The sequence below is a fragment of the Ruminococcus sp. AF31-8BH genome (genome assembly GCF_003460605.1).
GTDB lineage: Bacteria > Bacillota > Clostridia > Lachnospirales > Lachnospiraceae > Blautia_A > Blautia_A acetigignens.
In genome coordinates, this window is record NZ_QTVN01000007.1 from 180081 (window position 1) to 198655 (window position 18575).

At 45.9% G+C, this 18575-nt stretch carries 15 protein-coding genes, 3 tRNA genes and 2 pseudogenes; 13 read left to right on the top strand and 7 right to left on the bottom strand.

Translation table 11 applies throughout. The features are described 5' to 3' along the window. Positions 1 to 74: 74 nt before the first annotated feature. Positions 75 to 1163, bottom strand: a complete 1089-nt coding sequence (locus DWZ38_RS10720; RefSeq protein ID WP_117852590.1) for a class II aldolase/adducin family protein — start codon at positions 1161 to 1163, stop codon at positions 75 to 77. Between the two features lie 164 nt (positions 1164 to 1327). Next, on the bottom strand, positions 1328 to 2224 hold the full coding sequence (locus DWZ38_RS10725; RefSeq protein WP_117852592.1) for a LysR family transcriptional regulator: 897 nt from the start codon (positions 2222 to 2224) through the stop codon (positions 1328 to 1330). Positions 2225 to 2428: 204 nt separating this feature from the next. On the opposite strand from DWZ38_RS10725, the gene DWZ38_RS10730 reads away from it, so the two are divergent. From DWZ38_RS10730 to DWZ38_RS10740, 3 genes are all read left to right on the top strand, one after another. After that, positions 2429 to 6226: a phosphoribosylformylglycinamidine synthase gene (locus DWZ38_RS10730; protein WP_117852594.1), complete on the top strand. Its 3798-nt coding sequence runs from the start codon at positions 2429 to 2431 to the stop codon at positions 6224 to 6226. 863 nt (positions 6227 to 7089) lie between these two features. Then, positions 7090 to 7599 (top strand): sigma-70 family RNA polymerase sigma factor, encoded by a 510-nt coding sequence (locus DWZ38_RS10735; protein WP_021924471.1) that lies wholly within the window; start codon positions 7090 to 7092, stop codon positions 7597 to 7599. Then, positions 7592 to 8704 (top strand): hypothetical protein, encoded by a 1113-nt coding sequence (locus DWZ38_RS10740; protein WP_021924472.1) that lies wholly within the window; start codon positions 7592 to 7594, stop codon positions 8702 to 8704. Before DWZ38_RS10735 ends, DWZ38_RS10740 begins: the two co-directional genes overlap by 8 nt. Positions 8705 to 8773: 69 nt before the next feature. On the opposite strand, the gene DWZ38_RS10745 is transcribed toward DWZ38_RS10740, so the two are convergent. The 4 genes from DWZ38_RS10745 to DWZ38_RS10760 form a co-directional block, all read right to left on the bottom strand. After that, a complete protein-coding gene (locus tag DWZ38_RS10745) occupies positions 8774 to 9466 on the bottom strand; it encodes a hypothetical protein (protein ID WP_117852596.1) in 693 nt (230 codons plus the stop codon). Between the two features lie 123 nt (positions 9467 to 9589). Next, positions 9590 to 9663 (bottom strand) — tRNA-Met (locus DWZ38_RS10750). A 60-nt stretch (positions 9664 to 9723) separates the two neighbouring features. Next, positions 9724 to 9797: transfer RNA gene (locus DWZ38_RS10755), tRNA-Met, on the bottom strand. 18 nt (positions 9798 to 9815) lie between these two features. Continuing rightward, a tRNA-Val gene (locus DWZ38_RS10760) sits at positions 9816 to 9888 on the bottom strand. A gap of 471 nt (positions 9889 to 10359) precedes the next feature. Here DWZ38_RS10760 and rhaD point away from each other — a divergent pair. Then, on the top strand, positions 10360 to 11193 hold the full coding sequence (rhaD, locus tag DWZ38_RS10765) for a rhamnulose-1-phosphate aldolase (protein WP_117852666.1): 834 nt from the start codon (positions 10360 to 10362) through the stop codon (positions 11191 to 11193). Here rhaD and DWZ38_RS23495 read toward each other — a convergent pair. Next, a pseudogene (locus tag DWZ38_RS23495) lies at positions 11111 to 11344 on the bottom strand (DUF6783 domain-containing protein). The gene rhaD and the pseudogene DWZ38_RS23495 sit on opposite strands and share 83 nt — an antisense overlap. On the opposite strand from DWZ38_RS23495, the pseudogene DWZ38_RS23500 reads away from it, so the two are divergent. The 9 genes and pseudogenes from DWZ38_RS23500 to trpA all read left to right on the top strand — a co-directional run. Then, positions 11282 to 11428 (top strand): annotated as a pseudogene (locus DWZ38_RS23500) (DUF6783 domain-containing protein); the annotation flags it as partial. The pseudogenes DWZ38_RS23495 and DWZ38_RS23500 overlap by 63 nt on opposite strands. Positions 11429 to 11520: 92 nt before the next feature. After that, the gene (locus tag DWZ38_RS22240; RefSeq protein ID WP_021924804.1) at positions 11521 to 11676 is read left to right on the top strand and encodes a hypothetical protein; all 156 of its coding nucleotides are present in this window, start codon (positions 11521 to 11523) and stop codon (positions 11674 to 11676) included. Positions 11677 to 11867: 191 nt separating this feature from the next. Further along, positions 11868 to 13379, top strand: coding sequence for an anthranilate synthase component I (gene trpE, locus DWZ38_RS10775; RefSeq protein ID WP_117852601.1), 1512 nt, complete (start codon positions 11868 to 11870; stop codon positions 13377 to 13379). Next, entirely contained in the window at positions 13376 to 13951 is a 576-nt protein-coding gene (locus DWZ38_RS10780; protein WP_021924806.1) for an aminodeoxychorismate/anthranilate synthase component II, read from the top strand. Before trpE ends, DWZ38_RS10780 begins: the two co-directional genes overlap by 4 nt. Then, a complete protein-coding gene (gene trpD / locus DWZ38_RS10785) occupies positions 13948 to 14961 on the top strand; it encodes an anthranilate phosphoribosyltransferase (protein ID WP_117852603.1) in 1014 nt (337 codons plus the stop codon). The genes DWZ38_RS10780 and trpD overlap by 4 nt, the downstream gene beginning before the upstream one ends. 59 nt (positions 14962 to 15020) lie before the next feature. Next, complete coding sequence (trpC, locus tag DWZ38_RS10790) at positions 15021 to 15818, top strand: indole-3-glycerol phosphate synthase TrpC (RefSeq protein ID WP_117852605.1); 798 nt, start codon at positions 15021 to 15023, stop codon at positions 15816 to 15818. 23 nt (positions 15819 to 15841) lie between these two features. Continuing rightward, positions 15842 to 16489 carry a phosphoribosylanthranilate isomerase gene (locus tag DWZ38_RS10795; protein WP_117852608.1) on the top strand — a complete coding sequence of 216 codons (648 nt, stop codon included), beginning with the start codon at positions 15842 to 15844 and terminating at the stop codon, positions 16487 to 16489. Positions 16490 to 16513: 24 nt separating this feature from the next. Beyond that, positions 16514 to 17698 carry a tryptophan synthase subunit beta gene (trpB, locus tag DWZ38_RS10800; protein ID WP_117852610.1) on the top strand — a complete coding sequence of 395 codons (1185 nt, stop codon included), beginning with the start codon at positions 16514 to 16516 and terminating at the stop codon, positions 17696 to 17698. Continuing rightward, complete coding sequence (gene trpA / locus DWZ38_RS10805) at positions 17691 to 18470, top strand: tryptophan synthase subunit alpha (RefSeq protein ID WP_117852612.1); 780 nt, start codon at positions 17691 to 17693, stop codon at positions 18468 to 18470. Before trpB ends, trpA begins: the two co-directional genes overlap by 8 nt. Positions 18471 to 18575: the final 105 nt, after the last annotated feature.

The window sequence follows — 18575 nt, forward strand, 5'->3', positions numbered from 1 at the left end:
CTATAGCAAATAAAAAAGATTCTGTGTAGAAACAAGACGTAATCTCCTGTTTTTACCAGAATCTTTTCTTTTATTTATTTCTTACTGCGGTAAGCCTCTGCCTCCCAATGTGTGATGAAATATGTAATATCATCTGTCATCTGCAGAGGACCGCCAAAGCTTTGGGCATATACAGCAAGCTTGATAGCATCCTTAGCCAGAAGCTGAGCCTTGGCAGCTTTGCCTTTATCATCCTCCATAATAAACGCACCAACATCCTGAACCAGAATTAATCTTGGTTCCTTATCGTCTTTGGTCATAAACGCATCCAGTGCTTCCTTCGCCTGATCTATGTTTTCAACAAATAAAGGATACGGGCCGCAATATACAATGTGATCGGGAGTGAAAGGCTTCAGAAGCGGTGCAGCAGTTTCCTTATTTTTTACGAAGTTATCAGCTTCAGCGGCCGGAACAACCTCCACCGCATGTCCAAGTAACTGGGAAAGCTTCTGTGCAGCAGCTTCTTTTTCCGGTGTAACAGCATCGGTTACGTCGGCTGTTCTTTTTACCTGCTTTTCAAGCCTGGAGATCACGCTGTCAAATAAAACGCCAATCTCTTCTACTGTATTGGCGGCAACAAAAATACCATGATTCTGAAGCAGAAGAACCTGAACGTCTTTTCCGAATTCTTCTTTGTAAGCGTTCATCTTCTCATAGCAAATACGTGCAAGTGTGTATCCCGGTTTGCAGATGTCGATCCAGAGAACCTCGTTTCCAAGAAGCTGCCTGGAAAGTGTACTTGCGCCTTTACCACATGTCAGACCATTTACAAGTGTAGGATGAACATGCAGCACATAGGTGTAGGCAAATAAATTGTGAAGCAAGGCCTCTACACTTGGACGCTTTGTTTTATCCGCATCTGTTACTGCAGCCATTACATCTGCAAGATATGCAGCTTCACGCTCTGTGTCATTTCCCGGATATTCTGTTTTCATGATTTCATTGAGACGTGCACGGCTCATTTCCACAAATTCTTCTGCCTTGATTGTGGCAAGCTGTGTACCGGAGCCCTTTACATAAAGGGTGGTGTCATTCTTTACAGAAGTATTTCCGCCTCCTGCAAGAACATAAGCGGGATTGCTGCCGTAAGTGTTTGACATTTTTACTAAAGTTGAAAGATCCATAAGTTAAATACCTCCATATTGTTGCAATAATTTAACCAAAACTGCAAAGCTGTTATCTGGTTATATGCAAGTAGCAAAGCAGATTGTGAACATCTGCCTAACTATATTTATATTGTACATGATATAGCAGTATTTAGCTATCGAAATATGCTAAAAAACGGTATTTATTGCATTTTTGCAGAAAAATAGTCGAAAAACTTCTGTGCAGCCTGCGATAAAGGCAGGTTTTCGTGATATACCAGTGCCAATTGTCTGGGCGGCAGCTGTTGCTTTAAGGTAACCTGCATCAGGGAAGCCTCCTGTCCATGTAAAGAAGCCAGCATATAATCGGGAACACAGGCGATTCCCAGACCAATGCGGGCCAGATCAATAAGCAGATCATTGCTGTTAAGCTCAACCTCTGAAATCAGGTTCTGTTTGTGTGCTGCGAAAAACTGATGAAGATATTCGCTTGTTGTGCTTTTGGATGAAAGTGTGAGAAGAGGATATTCCATCAGCTTTTTTAGCTCAAGAGCCTTCCCTTCAAGGGGGAAAAAGTCCGGATTGGCGACAAAAATATCCTGAAATTCCTTTACCACCTGAACCTTCATATGCTGGATAAGCCGTGAGTTAGGTAAGTTGCATACAATCAGATCTACCTGGCGATTTTCCAGAAGCTCCACGCAGCCGATGGAGGTGCTGTTTGTGACCTTGATCCGCACACCGGGATAATCCTGATGAAAGCGTTTCAGGTAATCAATCAGAAAATAACGGCAGATGGTATCGCTTGCCCCGATCCTCAGCTGTCCCTGAAGCTCATCTTCTGCAAGCAGCTGCGCTTCTCCCTGGGAAATCATTTCCAAAGCCGGCTTTACGTGCTGGAAAAGTATTTCGCCTTCCGGAGTAAGAGATACTTTTTTGGTACTTCGGTAAAACAGTTCCCGCCCCAGTTTTTTTTCCAGAGCCTTGATTCCCTGGCTTACTGCAGACTGGGAAATAAAAAGCTGGCGGGAGGCCTCAGAAAAGCTTAATGTAGTGGCTACGTAGTAAAAGCACTTATATAATTCAAGATTGACATCCATGTATGAAATCTCCGAATCCATTAAAGAGTATTGTACGCCTTGCAAACTGAAAAATAATAAGTTAAATTAATAAATAATATAAGATATATTAATTTTACTTATGATAAAAGCTATGATACTATAATAAGTGACGATGTGCAAGAGCGGATTTTTTACGGGCTCTGGCACCTGATGATATTTTATATTCACGAAAGGAGTTTTCCAATGAGTAACGTAAGACGAGTATACGTAGAAAAGAAACCATCCTTTGCCGTAAAAGCCAAAGAACTAAAGCATGAGATCAGTTCTTATCTGGGCATTAAGACTGTAACAAATGTGCGGGAACTGATCCGCTATGATGTTGAGAATATTTCCGATGATGTATTTGAAAAAGCATGCCATACAGTATTTGCTGAGCCTCCGGTAGATGATCTTTACCTGGAGAAATTTGAGGCAGCAGACGGCACCCGTATTTTTTCTGTAGAGTTCCTTCCGGGACAGTTCGACCAGAGAGCAGATTCTGCGGTACAGTGCGTCCAGTTCTTAGATGAGAACGCACAGCCGATCATCCGCTCTGCTACCACCTACGTGATCGAGGGTGACATTACAGAGGAAGAGTTTGAGGCAATCAAGAGCCACTGCATCAACCCGGTAGATTCCCGTGAGACCGGACTTGAGAAGCCGGAGACACTGGTTGCAGAGTTCAAGGATCCGGAAGATGTGAAGATCTTCGACGGCTTCCGCGATATGGAGGAGGCTCCTTTAAAAGAGCTTTACAGTTCCCTGAACCTTGCAATGACCTTCAAGGATTTCCTTCACATTCAGAACTATTTCAAAAACGAGGAGAAGCGTGATCCGTCCATGACAGAGATCCGTGTGCTGGATACCTACTGGTCCGACCACTGCCGTCACACCACTTTCTCTACAGAACTTACAGATGTAAAATTTGACGAGGGCGATTACAAAGCTCCTATCGTGGATACTTATCACAAATATCTTGCTGACAGAGAAGTCCTTTATAAAGGACGGGACGATAAATTCGTGTGCCTGATGGACCTTGCCCTTATGGCCATGAAAAAGCTGAAATCCGAAGGCAAGCTTCAGGATCAGGAAGAGTCCGATGAGATCAACGCCTGCAGTATTGTAGTTCCTGTTGATGTAAATGGAGAAGAAGAGGAATGGCTGATCAACTTTAAGAATGAGACACATAACCATCCTACTGAAATTGAGCCGTTTGGTGGTGCAGCTACCTGTCTTGGCGGTGCTATCCGAGATCCGCTTTCAGGACGTACCTATGTATATCAGGCAATGCGTGTAACCGGAGCAGCAGATCCTACTGTTTCCGTGAAAGAAACGCTCAAGGGAAAGCTGCCTCAGAAGAAGCTGGTTCGCGGTGCTGCTCATGGATACAGCTCCTATGGTAACCAGATCGGTCTTGCTACAGGCTATGTAAAAGAAATCTATCATCCGAACTACGTTGCGAAACGTATGGAAATCGGTGCCGTTATGGGTGCTGCTCCAAGACGTGCAGTTATCCGTGAGAACTCTGATCCGGGAGATATTATCATCCTCCTTGGCGGACGTACAGGACGTGACGGTATCGGTGGTGCTACCGGTTCCTCCAAGGTGCATACAGAGGCTTCCATTGAAGTCTGCGGCGCTGAGGTACAGAAAGGAAACGCACCTACAGAGCGTAAGATTCAGCGTATGTTCCGTCGTGAGGAAGTTAGCCATATCATTAAGAAATGTAATGACTTTGGTGCAGGCGGTGTATCTGTAGCAATTGGAGAACTGGCACCTGGACTTCAGATCGACCTTGATAAGGTTCCGAAGAAATATGCTGGCCTTGACGGTACTGAAATTGCAATTTCCGAGTCCCAGGAGCGTATGGCAGTAGTTGTTGCGCCGGAAGATGTAGATAAATTCCTTGGCTTTGCAAATGAAGAGAACCTGGAAGCAGTTCCGGTTGCTGTTGTAACAAAAGAGCCAAGACTGGTACTTTCCTGGAGAGGCAAAGAGGTTGTTAATATTTCCCGTGCATTCCTTGATACCAACGGTGCACATCAGGAGACAACCGTAGAAGTTGAAATTCCAGGTAAAGAGGGAAACCTTTTTGAAGAACGTCCGGATGTAGCTGATGTGAAAGAAAAATGGCTTGCTACACTGGCAGACCTGAATGTATGCTCCCAGAAGGGGCTTGTAGAGATGTTTGACAGCTCTATTGGTGCAGGAAGCGTGCTTATGCCTTATGGTGGTAAAAACCAGCTTACAGAGACTCAGGCAATGGTTGCCAAGGTACCTGTACAGAATGGAACTACAAATACTGTAACCATGATGAGCTATGGCTTTGATCCATATTTATCCTCCTGGAGCCCATATCATGGAGCTGCCTATGCAGTGACGGAATCTGTTGCAAGAATTGTGGCAGCAGGCGGTGATTATAAGAAAATCCGTTTCACCTTCCAGGAATATTTCCGTCGCATGACAGAAGATCCAAAGAGATGGAGCCAGCCTTTTGCAGCACTTCTTGGTGCCTATGCAGCACAGATGGGCTTTGGCCTTCCATCTATCGGAGGCAAGGACAGTATGTCCGGAACCTTCAATGATATTGATGTTCCGCCGACACTGGTTTCTTTCGCTGTAGATGTTGCCAAGCTTCAGGATGTAATTACACCTGAACTGAAGAAGGCTGGTAACAAACTGGTATGGCTTCGTGCACCAAAGGATCAGTACGATTTACCGGACTATGCAGGTATTATGAATCAGTATGAAAAGCTCCATAATGATATGCAGGCAGGAAAGGTTGTTTCTGCTTATGCACTTGATCGTCATGGTATTGCAGCAGCTGTTAGCAAAATGGCATTCGGTAATGCGATGGGTGTAAAGATCGAGCATAATCTGGATCCGAGAGATTTCTTTGCTCCTGGCTTCGGTGATCTGGTTCTGGAGGTTCCGGCTGAAAAGGTTGGAGAGCTTTCCATTACTTACACTGTAATCGGTGAGGTAACAGCTGATGGTAAATTCTCCTATGGAAATGTGGAGATTACTTTGGCAGAGGCATACAATGCATGGACAGGCACTCTGGAGAAAGTATTTAAGACTGTTTCAGGAGAGACAAACGATGGCCCGAAAGCAATTTGGGTGAAACCGGAAGAGGAAGAAGCAACCTATGAGAACGGTGTTTACAATACAAAGAAGATCTACGTATGCAAGCATAAAGTAGCAAAACCTCGTGTATTCATTCCGGTATTCCCGGGAACCAACTGCGAATACGACAGCACCCGTGCTTTTGAGAGAGCAGGCGCTGAGGTTGATGTTAAGGTATTTAAGAATTTAAGTGCAGAAGATATCCGCGATTCTGTGGAGATCTTTGAGAAGTCTATTGACCAGGCACAGATGATCATGTTCCCAGGCGGCTTCTCTGCCGGTGATGAGCCGGATGGATCCGCTAAGTTCTTTGCAACCGCTTTCCAGAATGCAAAGATCAAAGAGGCGGTTATGAAGCTGTTAAATGAGAGAGACGGTCTTGCACTTGGTATCTGTAACGGATTCCAGGCACTGATCAAGCTGGGACTTGTTCCGTACGGTGAGATCTGCGGACAGAAGGAGGATTCTCCGACACTGACCTACAACACCATCGGACGCCATATTTCCAAGATGGTTTACACCAAGGTAGTAAGCAACAAATCACCATGGCTGCAGAAAGCTGCTCTTGGCGGCGTATACTGCAACCCGGCTTCTCACGGTGAGGGACGTTTTGTAGCAAATGATGAGTGGCTTGCAAAGCTTCTTGCAAATGGTCAGGTGGCTACACAGTATGTAAATCCAAATGGAGATCTGGATCAGTCTGAAGAGTCCAATATCAATGGTTCTACCTACAACATCGAGGGTATTACAAGCCCGGATGGACGTGTTCTTGGTAAGATGGCTCACAGTGAGCGTCGTGACAATGGTGTTGCTATCAATATTTACGGACAGCAGGATATTCAGATCTTTGAGTCCGGTGTTGAGTACTTTAAATAATGTGCAAACACGCTCTAAGATGAATAAGTTATAGGGAAAAGGAGCTGGCAGTTGTAATGTAGATTACAGGTGCCGGCTCCTTTCAATTCAATTAAACGTAATTTAGTGAAGCAATTGTTAGCAGGACGTGAGTTCGCAATGTATATTCATCGCAGGTCGTCGCAACACTTCGCCGAGCTAACTGTCAACTGCGACTAAACATCTCAGGAGAGCCTTCGATGTTAAGTCTTCGTAGACAGTGGATCTCGTCTACGTTAAAAGCGCTCCTGAAATGACCTGCTCACGAATATACATTGCGAACTCACTGGTTACTGGTAAGGAGAATGTGCTAAAACGATACTTCTTCACTGGCACTGAGAGGGAATTCAGACTGATACTTATTTACTGGCATTAAGGGGAATTCCAGCCGATGCACAGCCTCTGGACACCTGTTACTCCTAAGCAGGTCATTTCAGGTGCGCCCTTAGCCGTTAATTCACCGCTGTGCATTGCAATATTCGGATGTGCAGATCGCGGGAATAGTTTTCAATAGCCAGCGTTCCACCAGGTGTGCCGGGACAGACGATTGGCGAATTTCTGGAATTTGGCGAGTAAGCGACAGGTGGGGATGCACTGTCTGAGCCCGATAGGGCGAGTTTGCTTCCCCACCTGTCAATAGGCGACGGAGCCAAATCCCGAAATTCGTCATTGGCTGTTCCGGCACACCTGGGGGAACGCGTCCGCCTTGATTAACTAAGTTCCATTTTAGCGAAAAATTTAATTCCATGAAATATTCCCCCACCCTTTTCCATCTAATGTATGTAAAAGGAAAAAGCAATAAATTTCGTGTACTGCAGAACACAAAAAAGGAGCGAAAGAACCTTATGGAAAATTTGGTGAAAAAGGCAAAATCCGGAGATTCGAATGCGTTTTCCCAACTCATCAGGATGAACACCCAGAGCATGTACAAGGTCGCCTGGGCCTATCTGAAAAATGATGAGGATGTGGCAGATGCCATTTCGGAAACCATTTTAAATTGCTATGAAAAGCTTTCCACTTTGAAAAAGGATTCCTATTTCAAAACCTGGATGATCCGGATTCTTATTAATAACTGCAATGAAATGCTGCGACACAAAGGACGGGTATTTCCTGCTGTAGAGATGGAAGAGGGAACCTTTGAGGAACCAGGGTATCTGGACTGCGAGTGGAAGGAAATCCTGGCGTCACTGGACGAAAAATACAAGACAGTGATTCTTTTGTATTACAGCAAGGCACTTAGTGTAAAGGAGATTGCAGCACTTCTGGGAATCAGTCAGAATACAGTGCTGACAAGACTTTCACGTGCAAGAAAGCAGCTTCGCGCAGAGTATGAAGGAGGGTACATTCATGGATGATAAACTGTTTGATATTTTTTCAGAAGAGACAACTGTACCAAAATGTGTACTGGATAGAATTGATGAGACATTGGACACGCTGGAAAGGACAGAAGATAAAAAGAAAGAAACAAGAAGCACAGGGGGACGAACCAACAGGAAAAACTGGAAGCGCAGCCTGGTCCTTTCCTTTGCAGCTGTGATGGCATTTGGGGCCACCGTTTTTGCTGCTGAGAAATATATGGGGATTTCCAGCTTCTTTAGCAATGGAGGTGCCAGGCTGTCCAAGGAAGCTCAGGCTCTGATTGAAAATGAACCGGTACAGCAGGAGGATGGGGACTCCATCCTTACCTTTACAGTCAAAGAAGCTTTGTGTGATAAGAACAGTGTCCAGATCGTGGTAGAAGCAGCTGCAAAGGAGCGTGGAAAATATTTCCTGGTAGGAGAGGATTCCAGTTACGACGATCCTGTAAGCAATCTGGGAATTGACAGTAATCAAACTATAGAAGAATATGCGGGAGAAAAAGGGCTTACAGTGGTAAGGGTGAACGCTCACTTTGAATTCGGGGAGAAGCTTGGAATCAGCAGTGCATCCGGTGATTTTCGTTCCCAGGAGGACGATGTTCTGATGATTTATTCTTCCGCAGTAAAAGGGAACCAGAGCAGCAATCTTACTGTTTCCTGCGTGGGAGTAGCTATGCTTCCGGATGCCAAAAGTGTGGATGATGTGATGCGGACAAACATTACTTTCCAGCTGGAAGATAAGAGCCAGAAAAGAACGGTTACTTATGTGCCGAAAAATGCAGAAGACGGCATTATTACGGCTGATGGGAAGGTGAAAATCCTGTCTGTGGAAGTGGAAGAATCCGAAATTGGAGAATATGCAGCTATTCATTATATGGTGCTGGGGGATGCTTCCAATATCGCACTGGATGTGACAGACGCAAATGGAAACCTCTGGAATATGACCAGTGTTGGTGGTAGTGCTGAAACTACACAAAACACAAAAGAGGGGGTATGGAAGATTATGTATGAGAAAACAGATCTGCCGGATGAAATTGGCATCCGGGCATATGATTACGAAAATTCCATTGCCTATGAGCCGGTTATGCTGCAGATGTCTTGAAAAGCAGTGAGATAGTGGATTAGAGTGTGCTTGAGAAGGAAAAAGGGACTGGCTGATAGTTGGCCAGTCCTATTTATGCTTTGATCGCAGCAGCCACTTCTGATCAATTTTTCTTACTTCATTGTCAGGAAAGCGAATGTGCAGCCTGACGGAATTTGGAAGCTGAACTACTTCTTCCACAATGCCTTCGCCAAATTTCGGATGTGCTACCACATCATTGACCTGAAATTTGATTTCGCTGTGCCTGGTACTCTGGTAAGCCTGTTCCCGGCGGTAAGTGTCACGAATCTGAACCGTTTTATCGTGAATTGGATTTTTTAGCGCCTTGTCATAATCGTGCTTTAACAGGCTTTCTCCGATTTTATAATAAGGGGTTGGTGCGGCGCCTACAAGTGAACAGCAGTATTTCCAGGCACTTCCGTGCTTGCCGGACTGCCAGTTATACTGTGCAGGGATTTTCATATTGTATTGCATATAATGGGCGTATTCGTGTTTGTAGAGATCCAGACGGTCTTCTTTAGAGAGTGGCTTTTTTACTGCATAGCCGATGAACAGCAGGGAAAAATAAAAGCTTTCCCTCTCGTGGGCAGAAGCCGGTGTATAAGAGCCAAGTAAAGCTTCATCGTAGCCGAAGCGAATGGGTACAGAAGCTCCCCGAAGACCAAACTTGCGGTCAAGGGACTGGAACAAAGCACGGATCTGTGCTTCGTGGATCGTTGTTTCATTATCAAGAAGTTTACGTATGGATGGATCAATGTTCATGCAGATACTCCTTTATATATTGAAAGTATAAACTACAGGTATAATTTGTAAGTTAGAGCCTTTTTCAAACACGCTCTAATAATAAAGCAAAAAAATAGATGCTGCCATTCGCAACATCTATAGTAGCGAGAGGGGGATTCGAACCCTCGACACCGCGGGTATGAACCGCGTGCTCTAGCCAACTGAGCTATCTCGCCATATTCAATTTAGAAAAGATTTGCTGAAAAGTCTGTGCGTATAAAAGACTATCAGCAAAGTAGCGAGAGGGGGATTCGAACCCTCGACACCGCGGGTATGAACCGCGTGCTCTAGCCAACTGAGCTATCTCGCCATATTTATTTCATAAGTATGGGGCCTATAGGGCTCGAACCTATGACCCTCTGCTTGTAAGGCAGATGCTCTCCCAGCTGAGCTAAGACCCCATATACAATCTGTGAAGATTTATCTCTCTTCCGCAGCTCGCTTTGCTATTATACTATCAACTGTCGCAAATTGTCAACAGCTTTTTTTAAAAAAGTTGAAATTTTTTTGAAAGTTTTTTCGAATACAAAATAAGCCTTTTATTTTGAGTCCTTATTTGCAAAGGGAATATGCAAACAAGGCAAGCCAGGTTCTTTTCAAAATCAAGTTAAGTGTTATACTGTGCTTGTAAACAAAAAGAAGCAAACAAAACATACCGAATACCTGTCAGAAACAAGAAAAGGCACTGCCTGGCACAGAGTATTCGTATGGTCCCACAACATGCATGACCCGGAATTTGCGGCAGGCATGAAAGAAGAATGGCTCACAAAAAGCCGGGGACCATAATTGCGACCAGCCTTCTGATTCCGGAGTTTTTTCAAACCGGCTCTAAAGAAGGAAAGATTGGCGATACGAGAAAAGGAGAAGATGGTATGAAGATTTTAGATTCCAAATTTATGAAGGGCTTTATTAAAATGGCAGACGATGGTTTCCAGCAGGGCTGGCACGAGAGAAACGGCGGAAACTTAAGCTATCGTCTGAAAAATGAGGAAGTAGAAATGATCCGCCCCCGTCTGAATGCACCGGGAGAGTGGCAGCCAATCGGCACAGAGGTGCCGGGACTTGCAGGAGAGTTTTTCCTGGTAACCGGAAGCGGCAAATATTTCCGAAATATAGCAGTAGACCCGGAAGCATGCCTGGCTATTATCGAGCTGGACGACAAGGGCGTTAATTACAGAATCCGCTGGGGCCTTGTAGAAGGCGGCCGCCCAACCAGTGAGCTTCCTACCCACCTGATGAACCACGAAGTAAAGAAAAAGCTGACAAATGGAAAGCATCGTGTTATTTATCACGCACATACCACAAACACCATTGCGCTTACCTTTGTGCTTCCTCTGGATGACAAGGTATTTACAAGAGAGCTGTGGGAGTCTGCGACAGAGTGCCCGGTAGTTTTCCCAGATGGTGTAGGCGTTGTTGGCTGGATGGTGCCAGGCGGAAGAGAGATCGCAGTAAAGACTGCAGAGCTGATGAAAAAATATGATGTTGTCATCTGGGCACATCACGGAATGTTCTGCTCCGGAGAGGACTTTGACCTGACCTTTGGTCTTCTTCACACAGTAGAGAAGTCCGCTGAGATCCTGGTAAAGGTAATGTCCATGGCTCCACGTAAGCTGCAGACCATCACACCAGATGATTTCCGGGCAGTAGCCAAAGATTTCCACGTAACCCTGCCGGAAGAATTCCTTTACGAAAAAGAGCAGTAAATTTATATAAGACCTGCCTAGAGCGTGTTTGAAAAAGCATTCCTGCAATCTGCACGCCCCACTTTGCGGTATATTTTGCCCGAATTCAGTTGCCGTAGCCCGCTACGGCGCCCTCATCCGGACAAAATCTCCCACAAATTGTGACGCACATCTTGCAGAAAGCCTTTTTCAAACACGCTCTAGGGCAAGCTTCAATGCTTCTTTGGACAGGTTTTTTATTTGCAAAAAATTGTAAAAGATATAAAAATACTTGACAATTAATTTTTTCTGTGCTATTTTATATAAAAATTCAATTTAACAGACTAAACCGTTGAAGCGGGGATAAAGATGATCGTGCACCCACAGAGAGTCCGGGAGGCTGAGAGCCGGATGGTAATGCAGTTTATCAAATGGGCCGCTGAGGGCGCATTGAAAGGCGGACAGGAAGCAGAACAGGGCAGACTTAGAAATGGCCAAGAGAGTTTTGCATCAGATGCCAAGTAGCGTGCGACGTAAGACATACGTCAGTTGTCAGGAGTATGATAGTATTCCGTTAAGAGCACGATTGATTGATCGTGAATCAAGGTGGCACCGCGGGTGAGTATATTATGGGACCCGTCCTTGACAGACTTAGAAGTTCTGTCAAGGACGGGTCTTTTCTATTGTCACATTAGTATATACGGAGGTGTTAAAAGATGTATCCAACATTTGACGAGATCAGTGAAATGGCAGCAGCAGGAACCTACAAAAGAATTCCGGTCTGCAAAGAGTTGTACGCAGACAGCTACACCCCGGTGGAGATGATGCGGATCCTTCACAAAGCCAGTCATCACTGCTATCTGCTGGAAAGTGCCAGCCAGAATGAGGTATGGGGCAGATATTCCTTTCTGGGATATGATCCTTCCATGGAAATTACCTGTACAGACGGTACCTTAAGAATCCGCAGAACAAAAGAAGCAATGGAAGCCGGGGGAAACGGAACAGACAGTTCTGTGGAGGAAATCCGGCAGGTCACTCATCCAGGCGATGCCATCCGTGAGATCATCGAAAAATACAAAAGCCCGGTCATGGAAAATATGCCGGCATTCACGGGCGGCCTGGTAGGATATTTTTCCTACGACTACATTAAATACAGCGAGCCAAAGCTGAACTTAAAGGACGAAGAACAGCAGGACTTCCGGGACCTGGATCTGATGCTTTTCAACGATGTCATTGCTTTTGACCATTATCTCCAGAAGGTGCTTCTGATCACAGGCGTTATGACCGATAATCTGGAAGAATCCTACCAAAAAGCAGCTGACAAGTTAGAAGAGATGACCCGCCTGATCAAAAAAGGAAAAAAGAAGGTTTTCCCGCCTATTCAGCTGAAGTCCGAAATAAAGCCCCAGTTCCCAAAGGAAAAGTACTGTGACATGGTGGAAAAAGCCAAGCATTATATCCATGAGGGGGATATCTTCCAGGTAGTTCTTTCCAATCCTATGAGAGCGAAAGCAGAAGGAAGCTTATTTGACACCTACAGAGTGCTGCGTGCAACCAATCCATCCCCCTATATGTTCTATTTTTCCAGCGATGATATTGAGATCGCCGGAGCTTCCCCGGAGACACTGGTGAAGCTGGAACATGGAAACTTAAGCACCTTCCCTCTTGCTGGAACAAGACCCCGTGGAAAAAATGCAGAAGAGGATAGGGCCCTTGAGGCAGACCTCCTTCAGGATGAAAAAGAGCTGGCAGAGCACAATATGCTGGTGGATCTTGGAAGAAATGACATTGGAAAGATCAGTAAGCTTGGCAGCGTGAAGGTGGAAAAATACCTGACCGTGGAACGATATTCCTGTGTGATGCATCTTGGTTCTACCGTAACAGGCGTTATCAAAGAAGGAAAAGATGCTATTGATGCAGTGGATGCTGTTTTACCGGCAGGAACCCTTTCAGGAGCGCCAAAGTTCCGTGCCTGCCAGATCATACAGGAATTAGAGCAAAGCAAACGAGGAATTTACGGCGGAGCCATTGGATACGTGGATTTCACAGGAAACCTGGATGTGTGCATTGCGATTCGCCTGGTTTACAAAAAGAAGGATGAGATCTGTATCCGTTCCGGCGCCGGAATCGTAGCAGACAGCATACCGGAAAAAGAATTTGAAGAGTGCCAGAATAAGGCAAGAGCAGTGGTAAGGGCCATCAGCCAGGCAGAGGAGGGATTGGAATGATTTTACTAATTGATAATTACGACAGCTTTTCCTATAACCTGTATCAGCTGATCGGATCTGTAAATCCAGATGTGCAGGTGGTAAGAAACGATGCGGTTTCCCTTGAGGAGATTGAAAAGATGGCACCGGAAGCCATCGTGCTTTCCCCGGGACCGGGAAGACCGGAGGATGCAGGAATCTGTATTCCTGTAATAAAAGAGTTTGCAGGCAAAATCCCAATTCTGGGCGTGTGCCTTGGCCATCAGAGCATCTGCGAAGCATTTGGCGGCGTTGTCTCTTACGCAAAGGAATTAAAGCACGGCAAGCAGGATGAGATGATCCGTACTTGTGACAGTGTCCTTCTAAATGGACTGCCAGAACGGTTCCAGGCAGCCAGATATCACTCCCTTGCGGCAAGGGAAGAAACCCTTCCAAAGGAACTGATCGTGACTGCCAAGTCAGAGGATGGAGAAATCATGGCAGTAGAACATAAAGATTATCCGGTATACGGCGTGCAATTCCATCCGGAATCTGTTATGACCCCGGACGGAAAAAAGATGATAGAGAATTTCTTGAAAGGAGCAGAAAAATGATCAGAGAAAGCATTATCAAATTATCCAAAAAACAGGACTTAACATATCAGGAAGCAGAAGAGGTTATGGATGAGATTATGAGCGGAAAAGCAACTCCGGTTCAGATGTCCGCTTATCTGACTGCATTAGCATTAAAAGGTGAGACCATCGACGAGATTACAGCATCCGCAGCAGGCATGAGAGCACACTGCATTAAGCTGCTCCATGACATGGATGTGCTGGAAATCGTGGGAACAGGCGGAGACGGATCCAATTCTTTTAATATTTCCACAACTGCTTCCCTGGTGATCTCAGCAGGCGGCGTATCGGTAGCAAAACACGGAAACCGTGCCGCTTCCTCCAAATCCGGTGCTGCGGATGTGTTAGAAGCACTTGGTGTAAAGATCACCATTCCGTCGGAAAAAAGCCAGGAACTTCTGGAAAAAATCGGGATTTGTTTCCTGTTTGCCCAGAATTACCACATTGCAATGAAGTATGTAGCACCGATCCGTAAAGAGCTGGGAATCCGCACCGTATTTAATATTCTTGGACCTCTCAGCAACCCGGCTGGCGCCAATATGGAGCTGATGGGTGTTTATGATGAGGCTCTTGTACAGCCGCTGGCACAGGTTATGGCAAACTTAGGCGTGACAAGAGGAATGGTCGTATTTGGACAGGACAGCTTAGATGAGATCTCTATGAGCGCACCTACTTCTGTATGCGAAATTAAGGATGGAAAATTTACTTCCTATGTATTGACTCCAGAGCAGTTCGGATATAAGCGCTGCCAAAAAGAAGAACTTCAGGGAGGAACCCCACAGGAAAACGCCGCAATCACAAGAGCAATTCTGGAAGGCCAGGAGACTGGGGCAAAACGCCAGGCAGTCTGCCTGAATGCTGGTGCAGCACTTTATATTGCAGGAAAGGCAGATGATCTTGCTTCCGGAGTGAAGCTGGCAGAAGAGCTGATCGACAGCGGCGCAGCCTTGAAGAAGCTGGAAGAGTTTATTGAAATGAGCAATATGGAATAACATAATAGAGAAAGATTTTATAACAAAAATGATAAAATAAAACAGCAGTAGGAGATATCATGAGTATTTTAACGGAAATAGCAGCACGAACCAGGGAACGGATTGAAGAAGAGAAATTTAAGGTTCCAACAAGGGTCCTGATGTCACAGCTGGATTCGGAACTGGCGAAGCATGCAATGGAGAAGCAGAGTTTTCTGGATGCTTTAAGAAAGCCGGGAATGTCTTATATCTGCGAGGTGAAAAAGGCGTCCCCCTCCAAAGGGCTGATCGCGCCGGATTTTCCTTATCTGAATATTGCAAAAGAGTATGAGGCAGCAGGTGCTTCCGCAATTTCCTGCCTTACAGAACCCTTTTATTTTCAGGGATCTGACAGGTATCTGCAGGAGATTGCAGGGAATGTGAACATTCCGGTGCTTCGCAAGGACTTTACGGTAGATGAGTATATGATCTACCAGGCCAAGGCTTTTGGTGCTTCAGCCGTGCTTCTGATCTGTGCCATTCTGGACAATGTACAGCTGAAAGCTTTTGGAGAACTGGCGCAGGATCTGGGACTGGATGCCCTGGTGGAAGCCCATGATGAGTGGGAAGTAGACAGGGCGCTGAATCTTGAGGCGAAGATCGTGGGAGTCAATAACCGGAATCTTCATGATTTTACCGTAGATATGGAAAACAGCGTGCGGCTTCGAAAGATGGCACCGGAGAATACAGTATTTGTCTCAGAAAGCGGAATTAAAACATCTAAGGATATTCGTATTTTGTACCAGAATAAAGTGGACGCCGTACTCATCGGCGAAACCCTTATGCGAAGCCCGGATAAGAAGGCAGCGCTTGAGGAACTGAATAAAGACATTGTTTAAAAAGTGAAAAGGAATAGAACAATATGGCAAAATTAAAAATCTGCGGACTGACATGTGAGGCAGATGTTGCAGCAGTAAATGAGGTGAAGCCAGACTTCGCAGGATTCGTAATAGAGGTACCGGGAAGACGCCGGAGCGTTACACCAGAACAGGTGAAAGTCCTGGTTAAGGGACTGAATGAAGAGACCCTTCCGATAGGCGTGTTCGTAGATGCGCCGCCGGAACTGCCCATCTCGTTACTAAGAGATGGAACTCTGTGGGCAGCACAGCTTCACGGAAACGAGGACGAAGACTATATTGAAAAGATCCAGAACATGACCGGAAAGCCCGTGATCAAGGCATTTTCCATCAAAACTCCAGAGGACGTAAAGCGTGCCCTTCGAAGTCCTGCCGACTATATCCTTCTGGATCAGGGAGCCGGCGGAACCGGAGAAATCTTTGACTGGGATCTGGTTCCCCCTGTAAAGCGTCCCTTTTTCCTGGCAGGCGGCCTCGCCCCCGAAAACCTTCGAACTGCCATTGCAAAGCTGCATCCCTGGGCGGTAGACATCAGCAGCAGCCTTGAAACCGATGGCAAAAAAGACCCAGCCAAAATCCGCCAGCTCTCTAAAATGCTGAAACAGATCAACACTCTGGAAGCTTACAAAAAAGAGCGCGAGGCAGATTACTAAAGTATAAAGGAAAGGAACAACACCATGTCAAAAGGAAGATTTGGAATTCACGGCGGTCAGTACATTCCCGAAACCCTGATGAACGCCGTAATTGAACTAGAAGAAGCCTACAATCACTACAAAGACAACCCAGAATTCAACCAGGAACTTACCGAACTTTTAAATGAATATGCCGGCCGTCCTTCCCGCCTCTACTACGCAGCCCACATGACCGAAGACTTAGGCGGAGCCAAAGTATACCTCAAAAGAGAAGACTTAAACCACACAGGCGCCCACAAAATCAACAACGTCTTAGGCCAGGTTCTCCTTGCCAAAAAGATGGGAAAGACCCGTGTGATCGCAGAAACCGGAGCCGGCCAGCACGGCGTAGCAACCGCTACCGCAGCAGCCCTCATGGGAATGGAATGTGAAGTTTTCATGGGAAAAGAGGACACCGAACGTCAGGCCTTAAACGTATACAAAATGCGTCTCCTTGGTGCCAAAGTCCATCCTGTGACCTCTGGAACTGCAACCCTGAAGGATGCCGTATCCGAAACCATGCGCGAGTGGACCAACCGAATTGCTGACACCCACTACGTACTTGGTTCTGTTATGGGCCCCCATCCTTTCCCAACTATTGTCCGTGATTTTCAGGCAGTTATCTCCAAAGAAATCAAAGAGCAGATGCTGGAAAAAGAAGGCAAGCTCCCGGATGCAGTCCTTGCATGCGTAGGCGGCGGCTCCAATGCCATCGGAACCTTCTATCATTTCATTGAAGACAAAGACGTACAGCTCATCGGCTGTGAGGCAGCAGGAAGAGGCGTCAATACAGCAGAAACAGCAGCCACCATCGCCACAGGCAAGCTTGGCATTTTCCACGGAATGAAATCCTATTTCTGTCAGGACGAGTACGGCCAGATCGCTCCAGTATACTCTATTTCCGCAGGCCTGGATTACCCGGGAATCGGACCGGAGCATGCCCATCTTTATGATACCGGACGCGCCCAGTATGTGCCGGTAACCGACGAAGAAGCGGTAGAAGCGTTTGAATATCTTTCCAGAACAGAAGGTATCATTCCGGCAATCGAAAGCGCCCATGCAGTTGCCTATGCAAGAAAAATCGTACCAAAGATGAGAAAAGACCAGAGCGTTGTCATCACCATTTCCGGCCGCGGTGACAAAGACTGCGTGGCAATTGCAAGATACAGAGGGGAGGATATCCATGAGTAACAAAATCACAGAAGCGTTTGCAAAAGGAAAAGCATTTATTCCGTTTATTACCTGCGGAGATCCGTCACTGGAAATCACAGAGCAGCTTGTATACGCAATGGAAGAGGCAGGGGCAGACCTGATCGAGCTTGGAATTCCATTTTCCGATCCCACAGCAGAAGGTCCTGTGATCCAGGAAGCCAATGTCCGCGCGTTAAGCGGCGGCGTAACCACAGATAAGGTTTTTGACATGGTAGCAAAGATCCGTCAGAAAACAGCCATCCCTATGGTGTTCATGACCTATGCCAATGTTGTTTTTTCCTATGGAACAGAGCACTTCATAAAGAAAGCAGCAGAAGTGAGAATGGATGGACTGATCCTTCCAGATGTACCTTTTGAGGAAAAAGAAGAGTTCGATACCGTATGCAAACAGTATGGTCTGGATCTGATCTCCCTGATCGCTCCAACCTCCCATGAGCGTATTACCCAGATTGCAAAAGAGGCAAACGGCTTTGTATACTGCGTATCTTCCCTTGGTGTAACCGGAACCAGAACACAGATCACAACGGATATCGGAGGTATGGTAAAGCTTGTAAAAGCAGCCAAGGATATTCCCTGTGCGGTTGGCTTTGGAATTTCCACCCCGGAGCAGGCAAAGAAGATGGCAGCCCAGTCTGACGGTGCTATTGTAGGATCTGCTATTGTGAAGCTGTGCGCAGCCCACGGGGAAAACTGTGTTCCTTATGTAAAGGAATATGTGAAATCCATGAAGGATGCAGTCAGAGAAGCCTAAAAAAATAAGAAGTGCAAATAAAAATTTTTTTGTGCATCAATATTCTAAAAAGAGTATAAAAGAGGGCAAAAGCGTTGACAATTTGCCCTCTTTTTTTTATAGTAT